The organism is Streptomyces sp. NBC_00353 (assembly GCF_036108815.1).
Classification (GTDB): Bacteria; Actinomycetota; Actinomycetes; order Streptomycetales; family Streptomycetaceae; genus Streptomyces.
The window spans coordinates 5605193-5622508 of record NZ_CP107985.1; the positions used below are offsets into that span (position 1 = coordinate 5605193).

17 protein-coding genes are annotated in these 17316 nt (G+C 67.7%); 7 read left to right on the forward strand and 10 right to left on the reverse strand.

Annotated features, from left to right (window positions below; translation table 11 throughout):
• Window positions 1–120 precede the first annotated feature (120 nt).
• From OHA88_RS25360 to OHA88_RS25380, 5 genes are all read right to left on the reverse strand, one after another.
• Window positions 121–435 (reverse strand): hypothetical protein, encoded by a 315-nt coding sequence (locus OHA88_RS25360; protein ID WP_030924923.1) that lies wholly within the window; start codon window positions 433–435, stop codon window positions 121–123.
• 303 nt (window positions 436–738) lie between these two features.
• Window positions 739–1395, reverse strand: a complete 657-nt coding sequence (locus tag OHA88_RS25365; RefSeq protein WP_328627182.1) for a DUF402 domain-containing protein — start codon at window positions 1393–1395, stop codon at window positions 739–741.
• A 307-nt stretch (window positions 1396–1702) separates the two neighbouring features.
• On the reverse strand, window positions 1703–1954 hold the full coding sequence (locus tag OHA88_RS25370; protein WP_328627183.1) for a DUF397 domain-containing protein: 252 nt from the start codon (window positions 1952–1954) through the stop codon (window positions 1703–1705).
• On the reverse strand, window positions 1947–2135 hold the full coding sequence (locus OHA88_RS25375; protein WP_328627184.1) for a DUF397 domain-containing protein: 189 nt from the start codon (window positions 2133–2135) through the stop codon (window positions 1947–1949). Before OHA88_RS25375 ends, OHA88_RS25370 begins: the two co-directional genes overlap by 8 nt.
• Window positions 2136–2146: 11 nt before the next feature.
• Complete coding sequence (locus OHA88_RS25380) at window positions 2147–2998, reverse strand: helix-turn-helix domain-containing protein (RefSeq protein ID WP_328627185.1); 852 nt, start codon at window positions 2996–2998, stop codon at window positions 2147–2149.
• A gap of 212 nt (window positions 2999–3210) precedes the next feature.
• On the opposite strand from OHA88_RS25380, the gene OHA88_RS25385 reads away from it, so the two are divergent.
• A complete protein-coding gene (locus tag OHA88_RS25385; protein ID WP_328627186.1) occupies window positions 3211–3684 on the forward strand; it encodes an ATP-binding protein in 474 nt (157 codons plus the stop codon).
• Window positions 3685–3727: 43 nt separating this feature from the next.
• On the opposite strand, the gene OHA88_RS25390 is transcribed toward OHA88_RS25385, so the two are convergent.
• Entirely contained in the window at window positions 3728–5230 is a 1503-nt protein-coding gene (locus OHA88_RS25390; protein WP_328627187.1) for an MFS transporter, read from the reverse strand.
• A 123-nt stretch (window positions 5231–5353) separates the two neighbouring features.
• Between OHA88_RS25390 and OHA88_RS25395 the strand changes: the two genes are divergently transcribed.
• Entirely contained in the window at window positions 5354–6103 is a 750-nt protein-coding gene (locus OHA88_RS25395) for a TetR/AcrR family transcriptional regulator (protein ID WP_328627188.1), read from the forward strand.
• Window positions 6104–6214: 111 nt separating this feature from the next.
• Here the strand turns inward: OHA88_RS25395 and OHA88_RS25400 are convergent, their stop codons facing one another.
• The 4 genes from OHA88_RS25400 to OHA88_RS25415 all read right to left on the reverse strand — a co-directional run bounded on the left by OHA88_RS25400 (window position 6215) and on the right by OHA88_RS25415 (window position 11170).
• Complete coding sequence (locus tag OHA88_RS25400) at window positions 6215–6808, reverse strand: DUF4328 domain-containing protein (protein ID WP_328627189.1); 594 nt, start codon at window positions 6806–6808, stop codon at window positions 6215–6217.
• Between the two features lie 212 nt (window positions 6809–7020).
• A complete protein-coding gene (locus tag OHA88_RS25405; protein WP_328627190.1) occupies window positions 7021–8085 on the reverse strand; it encodes a type III polyketide synthase in 1065 nt (354 codons plus the stop codon).
• 623 nt (window positions 8086–8708) lie between these two features.
• Window positions 8709–9914, reverse strand: a complete 1206-nt coding sequence (locus OHA88_RS25410) for a cytochrome P450 (RefSeq protein WP_328627191.1) — start codon at window positions 9912–9914, stop codon at window positions 8709–8711.
• A gap of 251 nt (window positions 9915–10165) precedes the next feature.
• Window positions 10166–11170 carry a DUF1259 domain-containing protein gene (locus OHA88_RS25415; protein WP_328627192.1) on the reverse strand — a complete coding sequence of 335 codons (1005 nt, stop codon included), beginning with the start codon at window positions 11168–11170 and terminating at the stop codon, window positions 10166–10168.
• 277 nt (window positions 11171–11447) lie between these two features.
• Here OHA88_RS25415 and OHA88_RS25420 point away from each other — a divergent pair, with 277 nt between their 5' ends.
• The 5 genes from OHA88_RS25420 (at window position 11448) to OHA88_RS25440 (ending at window position 17255) form a co-directional block, all read left to right on the forward strand.
• Window positions 11448–11849, forward strand: coding sequence for a hypothetical protein (locus OHA88_RS25420; RefSeq protein ID WP_328627193.1), 402 nt, complete (start codon window positions 11448–11450; stop codon window positions 11847–11849).
• Window positions 11846–13636: an alpha/beta hydrolase gene (locus OHA88_RS25425; RefSeq protein WP_328627194.1), complete on the forward strand. Its 1791-nt coding sequence runs from the start codon at window positions 11846–11848 to the stop codon at window positions 13634–13636. The genes OHA88_RS25420 and OHA88_RS25425 overlap by 4 nt, the downstream gene beginning before the upstream one ends.
• An 83-nt stretch (window positions 13637–13719) precedes the next feature.
• On the forward strand, window positions 13720–14175 hold the full coding sequence (locus OHA88_RS25430) for a hypothetical protein (protein ID WP_328627195.1): 456 nt from the start codon (window positions 13720–13722) through the stop codon (window positions 14173–14175).
• 228 nt (window positions 14176–14403) lie between these two features.
• On the forward strand, window positions 14404–16692 hold the full coding sequence (locus tag OHA88_RS25435; RefSeq protein ID WP_328627196.1) for an alpha/beta hydrolase: 2289 nt from the start codon (window positions 14404–14406) through the stop codon (window positions 16690–16692).
• Window positions 16689–17255, forward strand: a complete 567-nt coding sequence (locus tag OHA88_RS25440) for a hypothetical protein (protein ID WP_328627197.1) — start codon at window positions 16689–16691, stop codon at window positions 17253–17255. Before OHA88_RS25435 ends, OHA88_RS25440 begins: the two co-directional genes overlap by 4 nt.
• Window positions 17256–17316 lie beyond the last annotated feature (61 nt).

Sequence of the window (17316 nt, forward strand, 5' to 3'; positions counted from 1 at the left end):
GGGCGCGGTGTGGTGACTCGACATCAGGGAGACGCAACCTTTGTCGGTGGGCACGACGGACGGGTGGTGTGGGAGCGGAACCGGGGCGAGGACGGAGCACCCGGGCAGGCTGACGGGTGGTTAGATGGCCATGCCGTAGACGATGGTGAACAGGGTCCCCAGCGATCCGATGATGAACACACCGGTCAAACCGGCAACAATCAGACCCTTGCCCTGCTCCGCGCTGAACGTGTCGCGCAGTGCCGTCGCGCCGATGCGCTGCTTGGCCGCTCCCCAGATGGCGATGCCGAAGCAGAGCAGGATGGCAACGGCCATGACGACCTCGATCATCACCTTGGCTTCGTCGCCCAGGGCTCCGAACGGCCCCCACTTGGGTGCGATGCCGTTGATGATGGTGCTGATACCGCCCTTATCAGTGTCAGCTGCCAGGACCATGTAAGTCACCGCCCCTGTTGGGTAGTTCACTGCCCCTGCCACATGGCACGGGTCGCTCTCTATCTTCGCTGATGAAACCGTCCTGGTACGACGACTTGGCGGCTCTCTTTCATGGGATCTCGCACGTTTGACCGGTCCGACCGCTCTGACCTGCGGATCGAATCCGTGTGTGACCACATATATATGGTTACTCTGTGTATCACGGAGGGTGACCCCGGGCAACGATCGGCATCCCGCCACCCTGGCCGAGGCCCCCCTCCCTTCCGTAACTGCACCCATCAGGGCAGGCAGTTTGAGGGGTGGTCAGAGAATGGGGCGGCGGGGACCCGGCGGACGGGGCGGTGTCGTCCAGGTCCTCGGCGGCCGGAAGTCGCACCAGGAGCCGTCGAAGGGAAAGGTTCCGGCCTCGGCGAGCCGTGCGACTCGTGTGCCCTCGGCGCGGATGGCCGCCGCTTCATCGGCCGACCAGTAGACGGGGTGGCCGGTCTTCTCGGCGAAGGACTCCTCGTCCTTCCACTGCCACGACCGGTCCGGCGCCACATTGATGTCGAGCTCGTGGTCGGCGATGTCGATGTCGTCGCCGTGGTGGACGCGGCGCTCCAGATTCACGTACCAACCACGGAACTTCCCCCTGCGGCCGAAGAGCCAGAGTACGGAATGTGCGGCTCCGGTGGGCTGGTAGAACAGGGCGCTGCCCATCGGCCAGCGGCCGGGGACCACTGGGTATCCGGCGGCGGGTCGGTCGTCCGGGGCGATGTCGCGAAGATGTGCGCCGCCCGGGAGCTCCGTGCGCCACATGGGCGCGCCTGTCTCCATCCACACCAGCTGGCCCTCGTCCGTGCGCTCGACGAGGCGTACGGGTACCGAGGCACTCAAGTGCCCGCCGATGAAGAAGTTCCAGTGCAGAATCTGGCCCGGTACGTCTTCCGTGATGTTTATCGAGCGCGCGAGACGGTTCATGGATCAGTCCTTGCTGCCGGGGCCTGACGGTGACGATGTGCTCTGTTGTGCCCGGACAGCAGCGAGTTCAATGCGCGGACGGGTTCGTTGCGTAGTGAATATGCGCTGGTCGGGCGAACAGGGAACAGTCCCGAACAGTTCCGGAGACGCAGCCAGTGGGTGGCGCATTGCCGTCAGGAGAAGTAACGCTCCTGGTACCACCGGTACCCCTGCCGCCGGGACTCGGCGATCGGACCCGGGCACGCTGCCACCCGGCAAGCTGTTCCGCACGCCGGTTCGCGCGGTCCGGCAGGCCGGCGCCGAGCAATCAGGACGGCTCGGCCGGGCCCTGGTTGTCGAGTGCGGCGAAGTGGTCGAACTCGCCGGCTACGACGCCCTTGGTGAAGGCCTCCCATTTCGTCCGGGTGGTCGTGACGATGTTGGTCGGGTCGCTGGTCTCTCGAAGGTGGACGAGCCCGTCGGGGCCGAAGGCGAGCTCGATCCAGGGGCCGGGGCCCTCTTCGCCCTCGGGGGCGGCGCGGACCCAGGCGAGTTCGGCGGGAATCGCCCGGTCAGTCATGGTGCGCGGTGTCCTTGACCGTCCGGACGAGGGCGGCCCAGGCGGCGGGGGTGGTGCGGAGTATCGCGCCGGTGGGGTCGCTGCTCTCCGTGACATTGATCGTGTCGTCGTGGGCGGCGACGTGTATGCAGGCCTCGCCTTGCGCGCAGTAGGACGACCTCTGCCAGGTGGATGTGGCCATCTCTGTTCCTTTCACAGGTCTTGGGCGATGTTGTGGACAAGTTCTCGCGACTGCTCAGGGCTCAGCGCAGCCGCGTCGAGCCGATCGAGTAGGAGGCGGTACTGCGACAGCTGGGCCTCGGAGTCGATGAACACCGGGCCGTGGGACTGGTCGAGCTGGGCGGTATCGAGTGCGGGCACCGGTCCGCGTACGTAGTACAGCGACTGTCCCGATCCGGGGTAGTACGTGGCTTCGAACGGGATCGCGCGCATGGTCACGTGGGTTTGTTCGCTCACCTTCAGCAAGTGCTGAAGCTGGGCGCGGGCCACATCTGGGCCCCCGAACCGCATGCGGAGCGCAGCTTCATGAATGACCGCGTGGTAGGGGGCGGCGTCCTGCCCGTACAGCACCGCTTGGCGTTTGATGCGGTACGAGACGCGGTGCTCGATCTCAGGCGGTGACATCTCGGGCACGGCCTGCCGGTAGATCTCCCGAGCGTGATCGACCGTCTGCAGCAGCCCAGGGATGTGGATGCTGTGCGCCGCGTGGAGGCTGGTGCCGTGGTGCTCGATCTCGGCGAGGTCGAGGAGTTTGGGCGGCAGGATGTCCCGGTACTCCTCCCACCAGCCACGTTTGCGGTCACCAGTCATGGCGACCAGAGCTTCGATCAGCGTTGGATCCGTGCACGAGTAGGTCTGGGCCATGACCCGTACGCGGTCGGCGCTCACCCCGAATCGCGCCACTTCGATGTTGCTCAACTGCCCGGAACTGGTGCCGAGGAGATCTGCTGCCTGCGTGGTGGTCATCCCGGCCCGCTCCCGCAGTTTGCGCAACTCGGCGCCGAGTCGGGTGCGGCGCGCGGTAGGGGCGGCCCTGCCTGCCATCTCGAACTCTCCTCAGAAATCTATCGAGTTGGTCTGTCACTCACACGAGTGGATCTCTTCAAGGATTCCGGTCAACGGGTGCAAAGAATCCTTGCGAAGCCTAGTCTCTGATCCAGGCCACCCGCCCGGAAGTACCCCGCTCGACGGAGCGGCCTCGTCACCGGGCAACCAGAAACGCACGATCCAACTTCCCTCCGCGATCGGAGACTTCCATGGTTCCGGCCACCGTAACGCCGCCCTGGACGTACACCCTGCAACTCCCACAGGATCCCCGTGCCCCCGGCGTAGCCCGCACCACCCTCCGTACCGTCCTGCGCGTGCACGGCATGAGTGAACTCACCGAAACTGCCGAGCTCCTGGCGAGCGAGCTGGTCACCAACGCGTACCTGCACTCCAAGGGCCCGTACTCCCTACGTCTGCGCGATGCCGGGCGGCATCGGATCAGGCTGAGCGTCTGGGACACCAACCCGCACATCCCGGCACCGTTCGAATGGAGCGCGGAGGCCCCGGCGGAGCTCGTCGAACGTGGGCGTGGGCTCTACCTCGTGACCCTCTGGGCGGACAGCTGGGGCGCGCACCCGATGTGCGGCGGCCTGCCGGGTCAGGGCGGGAAGCTGCTGTGGGTGGAGTGCGCAGCGAAGGCGGAGGGAGAGAGGGAGCACGGACAGCGGGGTCTCATCCGGTGAAGTGGATGGGACCCCGCTGGTGGGCGCCGGCCGTTTGGCGACGTCAGGCGACGAGTTCGGACTCCTCGGCCGGGGCGGCTGCGGCAGGTTCGGGCTTGGTGTCGCGCATGACCAGGGTGGCCAGGAGGGCGGCGGCCAGGACGCCGATCGCGCTGACGGTGAAGGTGGCCGACATCGAGGCGGCGAATGCCTCCCGGGCGGCGTGGACCAGTCCGGCGTCGCCCTGGGCGACGGCCAGTGCGCCGGCGATCGACTGCTTGGCCTGCTCGGGTGCGTCGGCGGGCATCTCGCTTCTGAAGCCGCTCGTCAGGAGCGAGCCGAGGATCGCGATGCCGAGCGCGGTGCCGGACTGCTGGATGGTGTCGTTCAGGGCCGAGCCGACGCCGGCCTTCTCCGACGGGATGGTGCCCATCAGTGCGCCGACCGCGGCCGGCATCGCGAGGCCGGCGCCGAGGCCGAGCAATCCGAGCGCGACCGCAGGGACGGTGAAGCCGGAGTCTGCCGAGACGGTGGTCAGCAGCGCGAAGGAGGAGGCCATGACGAGCATCCCGGCCAGCACCAGGAAGCGGTTGCCGATCTTCGCGGCGAGTCCGGCGCCGGCGCCGTTGCCGATCAGTGCCGCGACGGCCAGCGGCACGAACGCGAGGCCCGCCTTGACCGGCGAATAGCCGAGAACGAACTGCAGGTACTGCGTGAGCACCAGCAGCAGGCCGCCGTTGCCGATCTGCACGAGGGTCAACGAGAGCGAACCGCCGCTGAAGTTGCGGTGCTTGAACAGGACCAGCGGCACCATCGGCGCGGGGGTGACGTTCTCCCAGACCACGAACCCGCCGAGGGCGATCACCGCGACGGCCAGGGTGATGGCGGAGCGGCCGCCGAAGGCGCCGTGCTGCGGGAGCTCGATGATCCACCAGATGAGGGCGGTCATGCCGGCCGCGGACAGCACCGCGCCGAGAGGGTCGGGCTTCTGCCACGGCCCCTTCGACTCCGGCATGAGGACGAGGGCCGCCAGGACGGCCAGCGCGACGACCGGGACGTTGATGAAGAAGATCGAGTGCCAGGAGAAGTGGTCGATCAGTACGCCGCCGAGCACCGGGCTGCCGACCAGGCCGAGCATCGACACCGAGCCCCACGCCGCCATCGCCTTGGGGCGTTCCTCCTCGTCGAAGACGGTGATGAGGATCGACAGTGTCGAGGGCATGATCAGCGCCCCGCCGACGCCCATCGCGACCCGCGCTGCGATCACCTCGCCGGGGTTCGTGCAGAAGGTCGCGGCCAGCGACGCCGCCCCGAAGAGCAGCAGGCCGATGATCATGATTTTTCGGCGGCCGAACCGGTCACCGAGGCTGCCGGAGGTGAGCAGGAGCCCGGCGAATACCAGGATGTAGGAGTCGAGGATCCACTGGATGTCCTGGGCGCTCGCGCCGATGTCCTCGGTCATCGACGGCACCGCGACGGTCAGCGCCATGCTGTCGATCACCAGGACCAGCGTGCTCAGGCACAGCACGATGAGGATCCACCAGCGGCGGGGATTGCGGGTTTCCATGGGATTTCCTTTCGGCTGCGCACGCTGTTCCTTCGGTGCGAACACTGTACGCAGCAGGGAACGGTGTTCGCAACCCTTCTTCATGTACGCTGGATGCGAACGGTGTACGCACTAGGAGGCGCCATGACCGCCAGGACGAACCCGATCCCGTCCGTGTGGGCCCGGCAGCAGCCCGCGCCCGACCAGCCCGCACTCAGTCGGGCCGCGATCGTCCGCGAGGCGATCGCCATGCTGGACGCCGACGGCATCGAGGCACTGAGCATGCGCAAGCTCGGCGCCCGTCTGAACGCCGGCGCGACCTCCCTCTACCGGCACGTCGCGACCAAGGACGAGCTGATGGAGCTCGCGGTGGACGAGGTCGCCGCCGAGATCACCGTCCCCTCCCCGGACTTCGTCCGGGGGGACCCCGAGGCCGACAGCCCCGGCTGGCGCGCCGCCGCCACGGAGGCCGCCCGGTCCTTCCGGGCGACGGCCCTGCGCCACCCGTGGCTGTCCTCGGTCCTCGGCCAGGCGGGCCTCGCCTACCTGGGCCCCAACCTCATGTCCTTCTCCGAGCGACTGGCCGCCCTGTTCACGGCCGCCGGCTTTCCCGAGCCGAGCCGTGCGATCGACACCGTCCTGTCGTACGTGATCGGCATGAGCACCACGGAGGCGGCCTGGCTCACCACGGTCGCCCGCTCCGGCGAGACCGAGGCCGATTTCATCGCCCGCCTCATGCCCGCCGCCCAGCGGGCCGCGGCCGACCACGATCACCTCGCCGACGCCTACGCCGCTCCCGTGGCCCTCGACCCCGTCGAGATCCGCGAAACCAAGTTCGCCTACGGCCTGGAAGTGGTCCTCGACGGCCTCGCGATGCGGCTTCCGCGCGACTGAATCCGAACCCGTGAAGTCGGGTTACGCAGGTGCCGGCGGGTGTCAGATGCGGCCCTCGGGCCGGTCGGCCCAGCACTCGGTGCCGACCGACGCGTAACCGTTGCAGGGCGCTCAGGCAGCCGGTACCCGGGTCGGTACGTACGTGGCGACGGCCCTCGTCTGCGCGGCGGTGATCCGCTGGATGACCAGGATGACGAGCACCGCAGCGATCAGATACAGAGCCTGGCTCGCCACTGAGAGAACGACGGAGTCGGCGTAGCTCGCGGAGGTGGCCATCACGGCTCCCACCATGTGCGCGATCCACGCCGCCCACCAGGCGTTGATGAGCGTGACAGTGGTGTCCGGGGCGGGGTCGTGGCCGACGGCCCGGTGGATGTCGAGAGCTGTACGACGGGGCCGCCACCACATCAGTACCGGCGTGAACCAGGCGCCCACCGCCCAGCCCGGTGTGTGGGCGAACGGGCCGACCGACAGCGCCTGGGCGTTGTACCGGCACCGGCGGAACCAGAGCAGGAAGGTGACGAACGTGGCGAGCCCCACCAGGAAGGAGGCCGACACGTAGCGGGAGTAGAAGAGCCCGTCGTCGGTCGCGTCGAAGAGCTTCGGCCGCGTGGGGTCGAGCAGGGCGTACAGCCCTATGAGGATCTGTGCAGCCCGTGCGAGCGATTGAGGGCTGCGGGGGACGGCATCGGACGGTCTTGTCATGGCCGGTGAATGTAGACCATCGGGACCAGCCGGATTTCGGCAGGATGGCTGCCGGAACGGGGCTCCCGAGCCCGCAGGCGATGGGCTGTCCCGCACGTACTGCCCCCGGTCCTCAGGCTGCGGAAGGCGCTTGAGGACCGGGGGTCGGGGCGGTGTGGTTGCGGGGCTTCCAGGCCGGGTTGCCGGGCGCGCACACCATGCTGTTGTGCGGCTCAGTCCTCCGCCTCGGGCTCCGAGGTCCAGGTGCCCAGGGAGATCTCGGCGGTGATGCCGGGCCCGAAGCCGGCCATCATGCCGCGCTGGCCGTGGAGGGCTGATGCCTCGTCGAACATGCGGGCCAGGGCGTCGAGTACCACCGCGCTGGCTATGTTGCCGTACTCGGTGAGCGTCGCCCGGCTGAAGCGGAACGCCTCGGGCGGCACGTCGAGGAAGAGGCTCAGGTCGTCCAGGATGCGCGGACCACCCGCGTGGATGATGTAGAAGTCCAGCTTGCTGGCGTTCCACTGGTGCTGCTCCGCGACGGCTTTGAGGGCCGGGGCGAGTGGCTCCATGGTCCCGGGCACGCGCTTGTCGAGCTGGAAGTGGAAGCCCGTGGACCGGACGGCGTAGGAGATCCAGTCCTCGGTGTCCGGGATGATGTACGAGCCGTTGCGTTCCAGGCGGATCCCGGTGCCGCCGTGGCCCCGTACCACTGCCGCGGCGATTCCGTCGCCGAACAGGCCGTTGGAGAGCAGGGATCCCACACCCAGATCGGTGGGCTGATAGCACAGCGAGCAGAACTCGCAGGCGACGATGAGGACGTTGCCGTCGGGGTAGGCCGTGCAGAAGTCGTGGGCCCGGTTGACGGCCGCACCGCCTGCGGCGCAGCCGAGTTGGGCGATCGGCATCTGTCGTGTCTCCGGCCGGAAGCCCATCTTGCCGATGAGCCATGCAGTCGGCGGAGGCATCATGAAGCCGGTGCAGGAGACGTAGATGATCAAGTCGATCTGTGACGGCTCGAGTTCCGCCTGGTCGAGTGCCTGGCGGACAACGGCCGGCACTCGGTCCTTGGTCTGCGCCTCGTAGACGATGCTGCGGGCGTCGAACCCCGGGTGCTCCAGAACCTTTTCGATCGGCTGGATCAGGTGCCGTTTCTGCACACCGGTGTTCTCGATCAGACGGAGGACGAGACTGAGTTGCGGATGGTCGCCGTGCAATCGTTGTGCCAGTTCCAGAGTTTCGTCCTTGGTGATGACGTACTCGGGAACTGCGATTGCCGGCTTGCAGAGTACCGCCATGGATCTCCTCCTAGCGGACGGTGGTCCACACGGCCGAGCCCTGAACAGATCCGGGACATCGGCCGGCGGACGGCCGCCACTGCGGCGCGGTACGCGCGGGATTGCGCGAAGCGGGTCGTTGGTGGTTGCGGTGCCGCGATTCGATGCCCCTGGAGTGGGCGCGGACGGGCCGACCGACGAAAGGCCAAGTTCTCACCGTATGGACAGAGGGTTTTCCGCCACACCTTGGCTGGCCCTCGCATCACGCTACGGCAGGCCGATGAGGGTCGCATTTCGGGCAGAACGCGCTGTCGGGACAGCCCTGATTGTTCCGGGGTCTGCCGTCCTCCCGGGGGTGACACCGGGCCGGTCACGGCCCCTTCCGGGGTCGATGAGAGCCCTTTCCCCGGTCGCGGCGAGCGAGCCCCGGCACCGGGTGCTGTCCGGCCCGCACGCGACCTGTCCCGCCGCCCCTGGCGACGCGTCCCGTGCGGGGCGGGGACACATCGCGCCGTGCGGGGCGGGCACCACACCGGCGGGGCGGCCCCGCCGGTGTCCGCATGTCGTTGTGGTGCTGCTTCACCTGATCGGCGCCGCCCTCGTTGCCGGACGTGAGGGGGCGGTGCCTTGCTGGAATATCGACGTCACCAGGTGACGGGAAGTGCGAGCGGATAGCGCCAGATCGACGTCTTGTTCCAACGGACTTCTTCGGCCGGCTTCGCCAGCCTGAGGTCCGGGAAGCGTTCCAGGAGGGTTCCGAGTGCGACTTGGAGTTCCGTGGCGGCGAGCGGGGCGCCGAGGCAGTGGTGGCCACCCCAGCCGAAGGTCATATGGGACGGACCGTTGCGTTCCAGATCCAGCTCGTCGGGCCGGTCGAACTTCCGGCCGTCGCGGTTGGCCGTCAGGTAGGAGACGTGCACGATGTCCCCGGCTCGGATCTTCACCCCGCTCAGCTCCGTGTCCTCCAGGGCGACGCGAGGAATGCCGACGCCCTTGCGGAAGGGGATGAAGCGCAACAGCTCCTCGATGGCCTGCGGGAGCATCTCGGGACGCTCGCGCAGCATGGCGAGTTCCTTGGGACGGGTGAGCAGGGTGTAGGCGATGTTCCCGATCTGATACGTGGTGGTGTCCTGGCCGGTGATGAGCAGGACCATGGCCATGACGGTCAGTTCCTGGTCGTTGAGGAGCTCGTCCCCGTCGCGTGCGGTGGCCAGCGCACTGATCAGGTCGTCGCCCGGGTTCTCGCGCCGGTCCGCCGTCAACGTCTTGAAGTAGGCGCGGAGGTCGGCCTTGGCCCGTACCGCGTCGTCCTTGTTGTCGATGGTGGTGTCCATCATGGTCCGCGCGTGAGCACGCAGTTGCGAGCGGTCGTCCTCGGGAATGTCGAGGACCTCGCAGATGGTCGTCAGGGGCAGCGGGGCGGCCAGGTGTTCGAAGAGGTCGGCGGGCGAGCCGTGCTCCTCCATCCGGTCCAGCAGCTCATCCACGACATGCTGGGTGCGGACCTGCATGCGTTCCATGTGGCGCGGCGCGAAACCCTTGGAGATCAGGCTGCGCAGGCGACTGCTGGCCGGTGGGTCCATCACGTTGATCGCCTCGTCCTGAACGATGGGTTCAGGAGTCATGCGCGGGAAGTCCTTGCCGATGATGGCGCTGCGGCTGAAACGCCGGTCGGTGGTCACTGTGCGCACGTCGTCGTAGCCGGTGACGAGCCATGCCTCTCCGTCGCCGTGGGGCAGCCGGATGCGGGCAACGGGTTCTTCGGACTGCAGCTGCCTGAGCAGCGGGTCGAATTCGAGGGCCTCGGCATAGTCGAACGGGCAGTTCCGCGGGGTGGTGACTGGTTCCATACGGAGCTCCAGATATGGGTTCTGAGGGGTGATGCAGCACCTACCGGGATGAAGTAGGGCATAGGTATGTCGTGGGTACCCCGCCGACTGCCGGGGCACGCACCGCTGTGGGGTAATTGGCCCACATGTAGGGGTCGCGCCCCGCCCCCGGATATGGCCCGCAGGGCCGGTGGGGGCGGGGCGGCCGACAGCGAGGAACCGTCACCGGCAGTGCAGGGATGCCGTGGGGGCGGCAATCCGCCGTCCCCTCGTCACACGCCGCTGGTCGGCACCACGTTGGTGGCATCCAATGCGGGACGCAGCCCTTTGGCGAGCTCGACAGCGTCGCCCACGGCCCAGAAATGGGTGAAGAACAGGCGGGGGCTCTCCGTCAGGTGGTGGTTGTGCAGCTCGACGAGATCGATCCCGCCCCGCCGCAAGGCTCCCAGTACGTTCTGGACCTCCTCGGCGAGCATGACGCAGTCGCCGCTGAGCGCTGCCCTGCCGTTTCCCAGCGGCTGGAAGATGAACGCGCTGGTCGCGCCCAGACCGGAGGGCAGTACCAGATGGCCGTCGCAGATCGTCTCGCGGCGGGCGAAGACGGCCTTGTAGACCACGCCGTCGCTGGAACCCTTGGCGCCCAGCGCAGCTTCGATTCCGGCAATGTCCAGGTCGACGGGGCTCGGCGGGCCGGACGGTCTTGCCGGCGGGATGCCGGTGCGTTCGAACCCTGCGCGCAGGCCGCGCGCCAGGGCCAGTTCGTCATGGCCGTGTCCGTGGACGTGGACCCACCACATGTCGGGGCAATGGGCGGGCAGATGCTTGTGGAGCGCGGTCTGCGCGATTCCATTCGCCTGCCAGGCGTCGATCACCCGCTGCAGTTCGCTCTCGGTGACCGCCACATCGCCCATGCACATCGTGCTGCCGTCGGCGTAGCGGACGAAGGCCACGTGCGCACCCAGTGCGAGCTCCGGTGTGATGACGATGTCGTCCTCGACGACGACGCGAAGATCGTCGCGTGGGAAGGGGGTGTGGTACGTCGTCCCTCGCAGCAGGTTGCCGCTGCGGCCCAGTACCTTCGCTACGGCCGCCCAGTCCGCCTGGGTGGTGGTCACCGGCCTGACCCGCTGGTGAGTATGCCCCCCGGCGGGCATCGCGCGAGCGACGGCCGAGCCCGGCCCGCCCAGCACCGGTGCCAGGGCAGCAGCGGCCAGCAGCCGCCGCCGGGACGTGGCCGCCTGTCGGTAGGTGTCCTGCTGTCGGTCTCCAGTCATCATCTGATCTCCTCCATGGCGAGATGGAACCATGCGAGACAGTGTGAAACGGGGTATCTCGCCAGCAAGTGGGACTAGATGGGCTATATGTTTCTTTCTGAACTGGTCCCGGGTCCTCGGCCGCGGTCCGACGGCCCATCATTCGGGTGAATGTGGCTACGGGCGTGGCGGGGTTACGGCCCTGGAATTCAGGGCCTCAAGCCCGCCACGGGGGCTGCTGCGGTCGGCGTGTCGGGCACGCCGGATTTGGCACAGTGCCGCTCCACGATCAAGGAGCGGGGTGAGCGGCGTGGCCGTGGTGGGCGGGCAGAGGCAGAGGCTGCGTGATCTGGGCGGGGCAGGGGGAGGTGGCGGTGGCGGTGGCGGGGATGAGCTGAAGCACAGCGATGGACCCTGGATGCGGGCCGCCGGGGGAGCGCAGGCGCTGCACACGCAGCTGGGTCCGGTGAAGGCCGAGCTGGAGACCGCGCACGAGGGCGTCGTGGCGGGCACCGCCGGGCTGGAGGCGCTGACCGAACTGGGCGCCGTACGGGAGTCGTGGCAGCGGCGGATCGAGGTCGCGCGCGGTGAGTGCCGGAGCCTCGCCGGGAATCTGCGGGACGTCGCACGCGCCCAGGGTGAGACGAACGAGGCCGTGAGGCAGTCCTTCGCGCCGGTGGCGGCGCGCGGCGGTGGGCAGTGACTTCGGCGCTCACCTGGGCGCAGTTACGTGATCTGAAGTGCGCCGAGCTGGAGGGCGCCGCCGACGGGTGGGGCCGGGCGAGTAACCGGGCCGATGCGGGCCGGGACAGTATCGACAAGCAGCTGATGAACGGCTTGCGCGGTACGCAGCAGGGCGAGGCTGCTGATGCGGCTGTGGCGCGGCTGCGGCAGCTGAGCCGGAACTTCCAGTACGTGTACACGGAGTGCGGCCTCCTCCGTACCGCACTGAACAGCCTCGCGCACGAGATGCGAGTCCAACAGCGGGCGTTGCAAGAGGCGTTGGGCGATGCGGATGCCCTGAAGTTCACGGTGCACGCGGACGGGTCGGTGACATACCCCGAGGCCGGCGAAGGCCTGATCAACGGGAAGCCGTTGCCGGGCGGGACCGCGACCGGGCGGGGGTTACCGGGACTGGTGCCGCCCTCGGGGCTCGTCGCACCCAACCCGCATGCGGCGAAAGCGCAGGAGATCGCGGACCGCGTGGGGAAGGCCGTACGGACGGCCAGGGAGATCGACTGGCGGTACGCGCGGATCCTGCGGAAGTTGAAGGCCGAGGCGGGTCTGAAGGTCCCCGACGCCACTTGGACGGACGCGGCGACGGACGCGGCAGCCGTACGGGGAGCGGCGCGCGGATACCTGAAAGACGCCATCCCGCTCGATGCGAGCCCGGCCGAACGGAAGGCGTGGTGGGCCGGTCTGACGCAGGAACAGCGGGAGGAGTACCTCGCGGTGTACCCGGACCGGATCGGCAACTTGGACGGGATCCCGGCGGTGGTACGGGATGCGGCCAACCGGGACAACCTTCAGCTGCTGATCGGGAAGCTGGAGGGGCGGGACGACGAGATGGCGGAGACGCAGTTGGCCGGGCTGCGGGAGATCGATCGGCAACTGCACGATGACCGGAAGCCGCCGATGTTCCTGCTGGGGATCGGGGATGAGGGGAATGGGCGGGCGATCGTCTCGTACGGGAATCCGGATACGGCGAGGAATGTGTCGGCGTATGTGCCGGGACTCAATACGTCTCTGGATGAGGAGTTCGCGAAGGGGGACCTTAAGCGGGCTCGCGACACTGCGATGGGCACCCTGAATCACGACCCTTCCAGTGCAGCGATTGTCTGGCTCGGTTATGACGCGCCTCAGACGCCTGACGGACTGGGGAGCCTGGCGGTTATGGGAGACGAGCGGGCCGAGAGGGGTGGTGGTGCATTCAACGGATTTATGCGTGGCTTGGTGGCTACGAACGAGAATGAGAACCCGCACCTGACGGCCATTGGGCATTCGTATGGATCGCGCACTGTCGGCGCCGCCACGCAGGAGGGTGGAGGAATTCCCGGAGTGGACGACATCGTCTTGGTCGGCAGTCCCGGTGTCGGCGTGGATCACGCCGAAGATCTCGGGGTCGGGAAGGGACACGTGTTCGTCGGGGCGGCGGAGCACGACGTTGTGACGATGCTCCCCTCAAAGCGGCAGATTGCTTTTGGTGCTGTGGGTCTCGTCGCCGCGGGTCCTCTCGCCTCCTACGTTGCTGGAGACCTCGCTGACCGAGGCGATGACGATCTTTGGTTCGGGAAAGACCCGGCGAGCGAGGGATTCGGTGCGAGACGTTTCCCCGTAGACGACGGCCCACGGCTGATCGGCAGTGAGGGGGTCTCTATCGATGCACATTCCCAGTACTTCGATCCTCGCAAGGACGCTTCGTCTGCGAACAGTATTGCGCTGATCGCTGCTGGACACTCGCAAAGGGTCCAGGTGGAGGAGTACCGATGAGTCGCCGTTTCGTGACCATGGCTGTAGCGCTAACGCTTTGTGTATTGCTCGCAGGCTGTGTGATTCATGGAAAGAGGACAGATATGAACATGCAAGGAGCAGCCGACCATTCCGACGGAATCCTTGATGCCGTGTTTAACGAGATCAAACCGGAAGTTCAGTGGGCGCATGCGCCGACCACCACGGGAAGTTGTGATGTGACTCGAAGGCGCACAGTCATGACCATCGTGTCGGCAGAGCGCCGGGGCAGCTTTCTGGGCGTGGTTGACCGCTTTTGGCGGAAGAGTGGGTACAGGATCAAGGCGATCAACAACGACGTGGACGCACCGGCAATCTACGCTCAGACGAAGGATGGTTTCGGGGTCAGCCTCATCATCGGCTTCAAAGGCCAAGCCTTCTTCGAAGTTGACAGCCCCTGCGTCAAGGAGTCTGAGGTGGCCGAGTCCACCACCCCGCCCAACGGTCCCGCCTACGAGGACGTTTATCCCCTCCCCCGTCCCAACGTCCACTCCGACTTCTGGTCGGCCGGCGCTTCCTGACGTTGCGGAATTTGAGACTCATTTTGGGCCCTGGGGCCCATGCCCCGTCCGGTGCCTGTGTGGTCGCATACGTGCAGTGGCGGACCGGCCGCTGATCACTGCGCCCACTCACAAGGTAGGGGAATTGCCGTGTCTGGAATTCAAGGGTTAGCGGTTCCGGGTGGTGTTGGTGCGGGTGCTGTGATCGCCCGCCCGGGCAGGCGGCCGCCGCCGAGTGTTCTGCAAGCGGTGCTGATCCTTGTCCGCGTGCTCTTCGTGGTCACCGTGGTGGGCACGATCGACGTGTTGACGGTGGCGTCCTCGGTCGATGCGGTGGACGGCCGGTTGCTGGGGATGCTGCTGTACGCGGCGTTGCCGGGCACCGCCGGATTCGTACTGTCGCTGTATGTACGGACCGGCGGCGTCTGGATCTGGCGTGGCCTTCTTGCCGTGCATGTCTGGCTTGCCATTGGCGCGTTGGCATCGCTGAGCGGAGACGGCGACGGCCAAGGCGTGCCTCAACTGGTGATGCCGATCGTCGTCGCCGTTCTTCTTTTTCATCGAAGTCTACGCGCGTGGTTCGAACTCGGTGTCGAACAGCGTGGCCCGCAGAAGCCCTTCATCCTCTTGCGGTTGATCACGTCCCGCCGGGACCGCGGCCAGAGCGCGATGGAGTATCTGGGAACGGTCCTGGTGGTCGTCGCTCTGGTCGGCGCACTCATGGTGACGGAGGTCGGTGGACAGCTGACCGGCGAGATCCGGAGTGCGATCTGCCAATTGACCGGGAGCGCCTGCCCGGCATCGGGCGGGGACGTGGTGGCCGGCCATGGTGCCGGTGTCGGCGGTGGGACATCGAGTGGTGGTGGAACGGGCTCCGGTGATGCGGACTCGGGCGGTTCCGCAGTATCCGGTGGGTCGGATTCGGGCGGGTCGAACTCAGGTGGATCGGTCTCGTCCGGTGGCACCGACTCCGGGGGGTCGACTGCTTCCGGGGGTACGGACTCCGGTGGCGGCGCCGCCTCAGGAGGCGCCGGGGGGACCGGCAGTGGTCCCGGCAGCGGCGACTTAGCCACCCAGGCCGGCAAGGACAGTGGCCGGCCGAACGGGACCGAGCGGGCCGCCGCGGGCGGTGGGTTCTTCACTGGGCTCGTCGGTGACGGCCTGTGGGGTGATGTCACCGGCGCTGCCGATACCGTTCGTCACCCCGTCGCAAGCGGCAGGAACCTGGGTGACCAGGTGGTCCGGTACGCGCAGAGCGCTAAGGACAAGTGGTCCCGGGGCGACCGTGCCGGTGCGGCCGGGGACCTGATCAGGGCTTCGACCGGCGCCGGTCGCGTGGGGGTGGGGCTGCCCGGCTCCGGTTCCCGTGTCGGGGCGGTGGTGCAGCAGGCCGAGCGCGACTACCTCAACGCCCGCATCCCGCTCGATGCCGCGCCGGCCGGGCGCAAGGCGTGGTGGGACGGACTGACGCAGGATCAGCGCGATCGGTACCTCGCGGTCTCCCCGGACCGGATAGGCAATCTGGACGGGATCCCGGCGACGGCACGGGACGCGGCGAACCGGGACAACCTGCGTGACCTGATGGGCAAGTTGGAGGGTCAGGACGACGCGAAGTCGAAGGATCGGCTGGCGGGGTTGCGGGAGATCGACCGGCAGTTGAAGGAGAACGGGAAGCAGCCGCCGATGTTCCTGCTCGGTATCGGGGACGAGGGCAACGGGCGGGCGATCGTCTCGTACGGGAATCCGGACACGTCGAAGAACGTGTCGGCGTATGTGCCGGGGCTGAATACCTCCCTGGACGAGGAGTTCGCGAAGAACGACCTCAAGCGGGCCCGGGACACGGCGATCGGTGCCCAGGGGTACGACCGGTCCAGCGCGGCGATCGTCTGGCTCGGTTACGACGCGCCGCAGACCCCGGACGGGCTGGGGAGCCTGGCGGTGATGGGCGACGGCCGGGCGGTGAAGGGCGGGGCCGCCTACAGCGACTTCATGGGCGGCATCGCAGCCACCAATCAGAACAAGGATCCCCATCTGACGGCCATCGGCCATTCCTACGGCTCACGGACCGTGGGCGCTGCGACGCAGCGGCCCGGTGGGATTCCGGGCGTCGACGACATCATCCTGGTCGGCAGTCCCGGTGTGGGTGTGGACCATGCCGTGGACCTCGGGGTGGGCGCCGGCCATGTCTTCGTCGGGGCCGCGGCGAACGACCCGGTGACCAAGCTTCCGTCCAAGCTGCAGTCGGCCGTGGGCGCCGCGGGGTTGGTGCTGGCGGGGCCCGCCGGGGCGTACCTCGCCGGGGATCTGGCGGACCCGGGGGACGACGATCTGTGGTTCGGCAAGGACCCGGCGAGCAAGGCGTTCGGGGCCAGGCGTTTCCCCGTGGCCGATGGACCACCGGTGATCAGCGGTTACGGCCTGAGCGTGGAGGCGCACTCCCAGTACTTTGATCCGGTGCGGGACGCCATGTCGGCGGACAGCATCGCTCTGATCGTGTCGGGCCACTCCAACCGGCTCAAGATGGAGGAACAGCGATGAAGCGGATGTTCCAGATCGTTGCGGTGGCCCTGGCTCTCGGCTTCTCGCTGTCCGGCTGTGGGAACGATCCCCTGCGGACGGGCGGAGCGGGAGGGAAGAAGGGCGCCATGGACATGCAGGGAGCGGCCGAGCGGTCCGACGACATGCTCGACGCCGTGCTGAAGGCCATCGAGCCCGAGGTGCAGTGGGCGCACGGCCCGACGACGACGGGAAGCTGCGACGTGACCCGCAGGCGCACCGTGATGACCATCGTGTCGGCCGGGCGGCGCGAGGAATTCCTCGACACGGTGGAGAAGTTCTGGCGGAAGAACGACTACCGGATCAAGGGGATCAACAACGACAAGGAGTTCCCGGCGGTCTACGCGCAGACGAAGGCCGGGTTCGGCATCAGTCTGAGTTTCCGCGGAGAGGGGCAGGCGTTCTTCGAGGCGGACAGCCCTTGCGTGAAGGAGTCGAAGGTCGCCGATTCCACCTCCGAGCCGAACGGCCCGTCGTACGAAGGTGTCTACCCACTGCCGCGTCCCGACGTCCGCTCCGACTACTGGTCCGCCGGGGCGTCCTGATGGCCGGTCAGTGTCACCGACGGCACCCCTGACCGTGGTGATCCGGACAACTCGCACACAC

Bases quoted from the DNA above. Each gene is read 5' to 3' on its own strand.
- OHA88_RS25405 (WP_328627190.1), bottom strand. From the start codon at position 8,085: ATGGCGGTACTCTGCAAGCCGGCAATCGCAGTTCCCGAGTACGTCATC.
- OHA88_RS25370 (WP_328627183.1), bottom strand. From the start codon at position 1,954: ATGACTGACCGGGCGATTCCCGCCGAACTCGCCTGGGTCCGCGCCGCC.
- OHA88_RS25410 (WP_328627191.1), bottom strand. From the start codon at position 9,914: ATGGAACCAGTCACCACCCCGCGGAACTGCCCGTTCGACTATGCCGAG.
- OHA88_RS25400 (WP_328627189.1), bottom strand. From the start codon at position 6,808: ATGACAAGACCGTCCGATGCCGTCCCCCGCAGCCCTCAATCGCTCGCA.
- OHA88_RS25360 (WP_030924923.1), bottom strand. From the start codon at position 435: ATGGTCCTGGCAGCTGACACTGATAAGGGCGGTATCAGCACCATCATC.
- OHA88_RS25365 (WP_328627182.1), bottom strand. From the start codon at position 1,395: ATGAACCGTCTCGCGCGCTCGATAAACATCACGGAAGACGTACCGGGC.
- OHA88_RS25440 (WP_328627197.1), top strand. From the start codon at position 16,689: ATGAAGCGGATGTTCCAGATCGTTGCGGTGGCCCTGGCTCTCGGCTTC.
- OHA88_RS25375 (WP_328627184.1), bottom strand. From the start codon at position 2,135: ATGGCCACATCCACCTGGCAGAGGTCGTCCTACTGCGCGCAAGGCGAG.
- OHA88_RS25385 (WP_328627186.1), top strand. From the start codon at position 3,211: ATGGTTCCGGCCACCGTAACGCCGCCCTGGACGTACACCCTGCAACTC.
- OHA88_RS25430 (WP_328627195.1), top strand. From the start codon at position 13,720: ATGAACATGCAAGGAGCAGCCGACCATTCCGACGGAATCCTTGATGCC.
- OHA88_RS25390 (WP_328627187.1), bottom strand. From the start codon at position 5,230: ATGGAAACCCGCAATCCCCGCCGCTGGTGGATCCTCATCGTGCTGTGC.
- OHA88_RS25380 (WP_328627185.1), bottom strand. From the start codon at position 2,998: ATGGCAGGCAGGGCCGCCCCTACCGCGCGCCGCACCCGACTCGGCGCC.
- OHA88_RS25415 (WP_328627192.1), bottom strand. From the start codon at position 11,170: ATGATGACTGGAGACCGACAGCAGGACACCTACCGACAGGCGGCCACG.
- OHA88_RS25395 (WP_328627188.1), top strand. From the start codon at position 5,354: ATGACCGCCAGGACGAACCCGATCCCGTCCGTGTGGGCCCGGCAGCAG.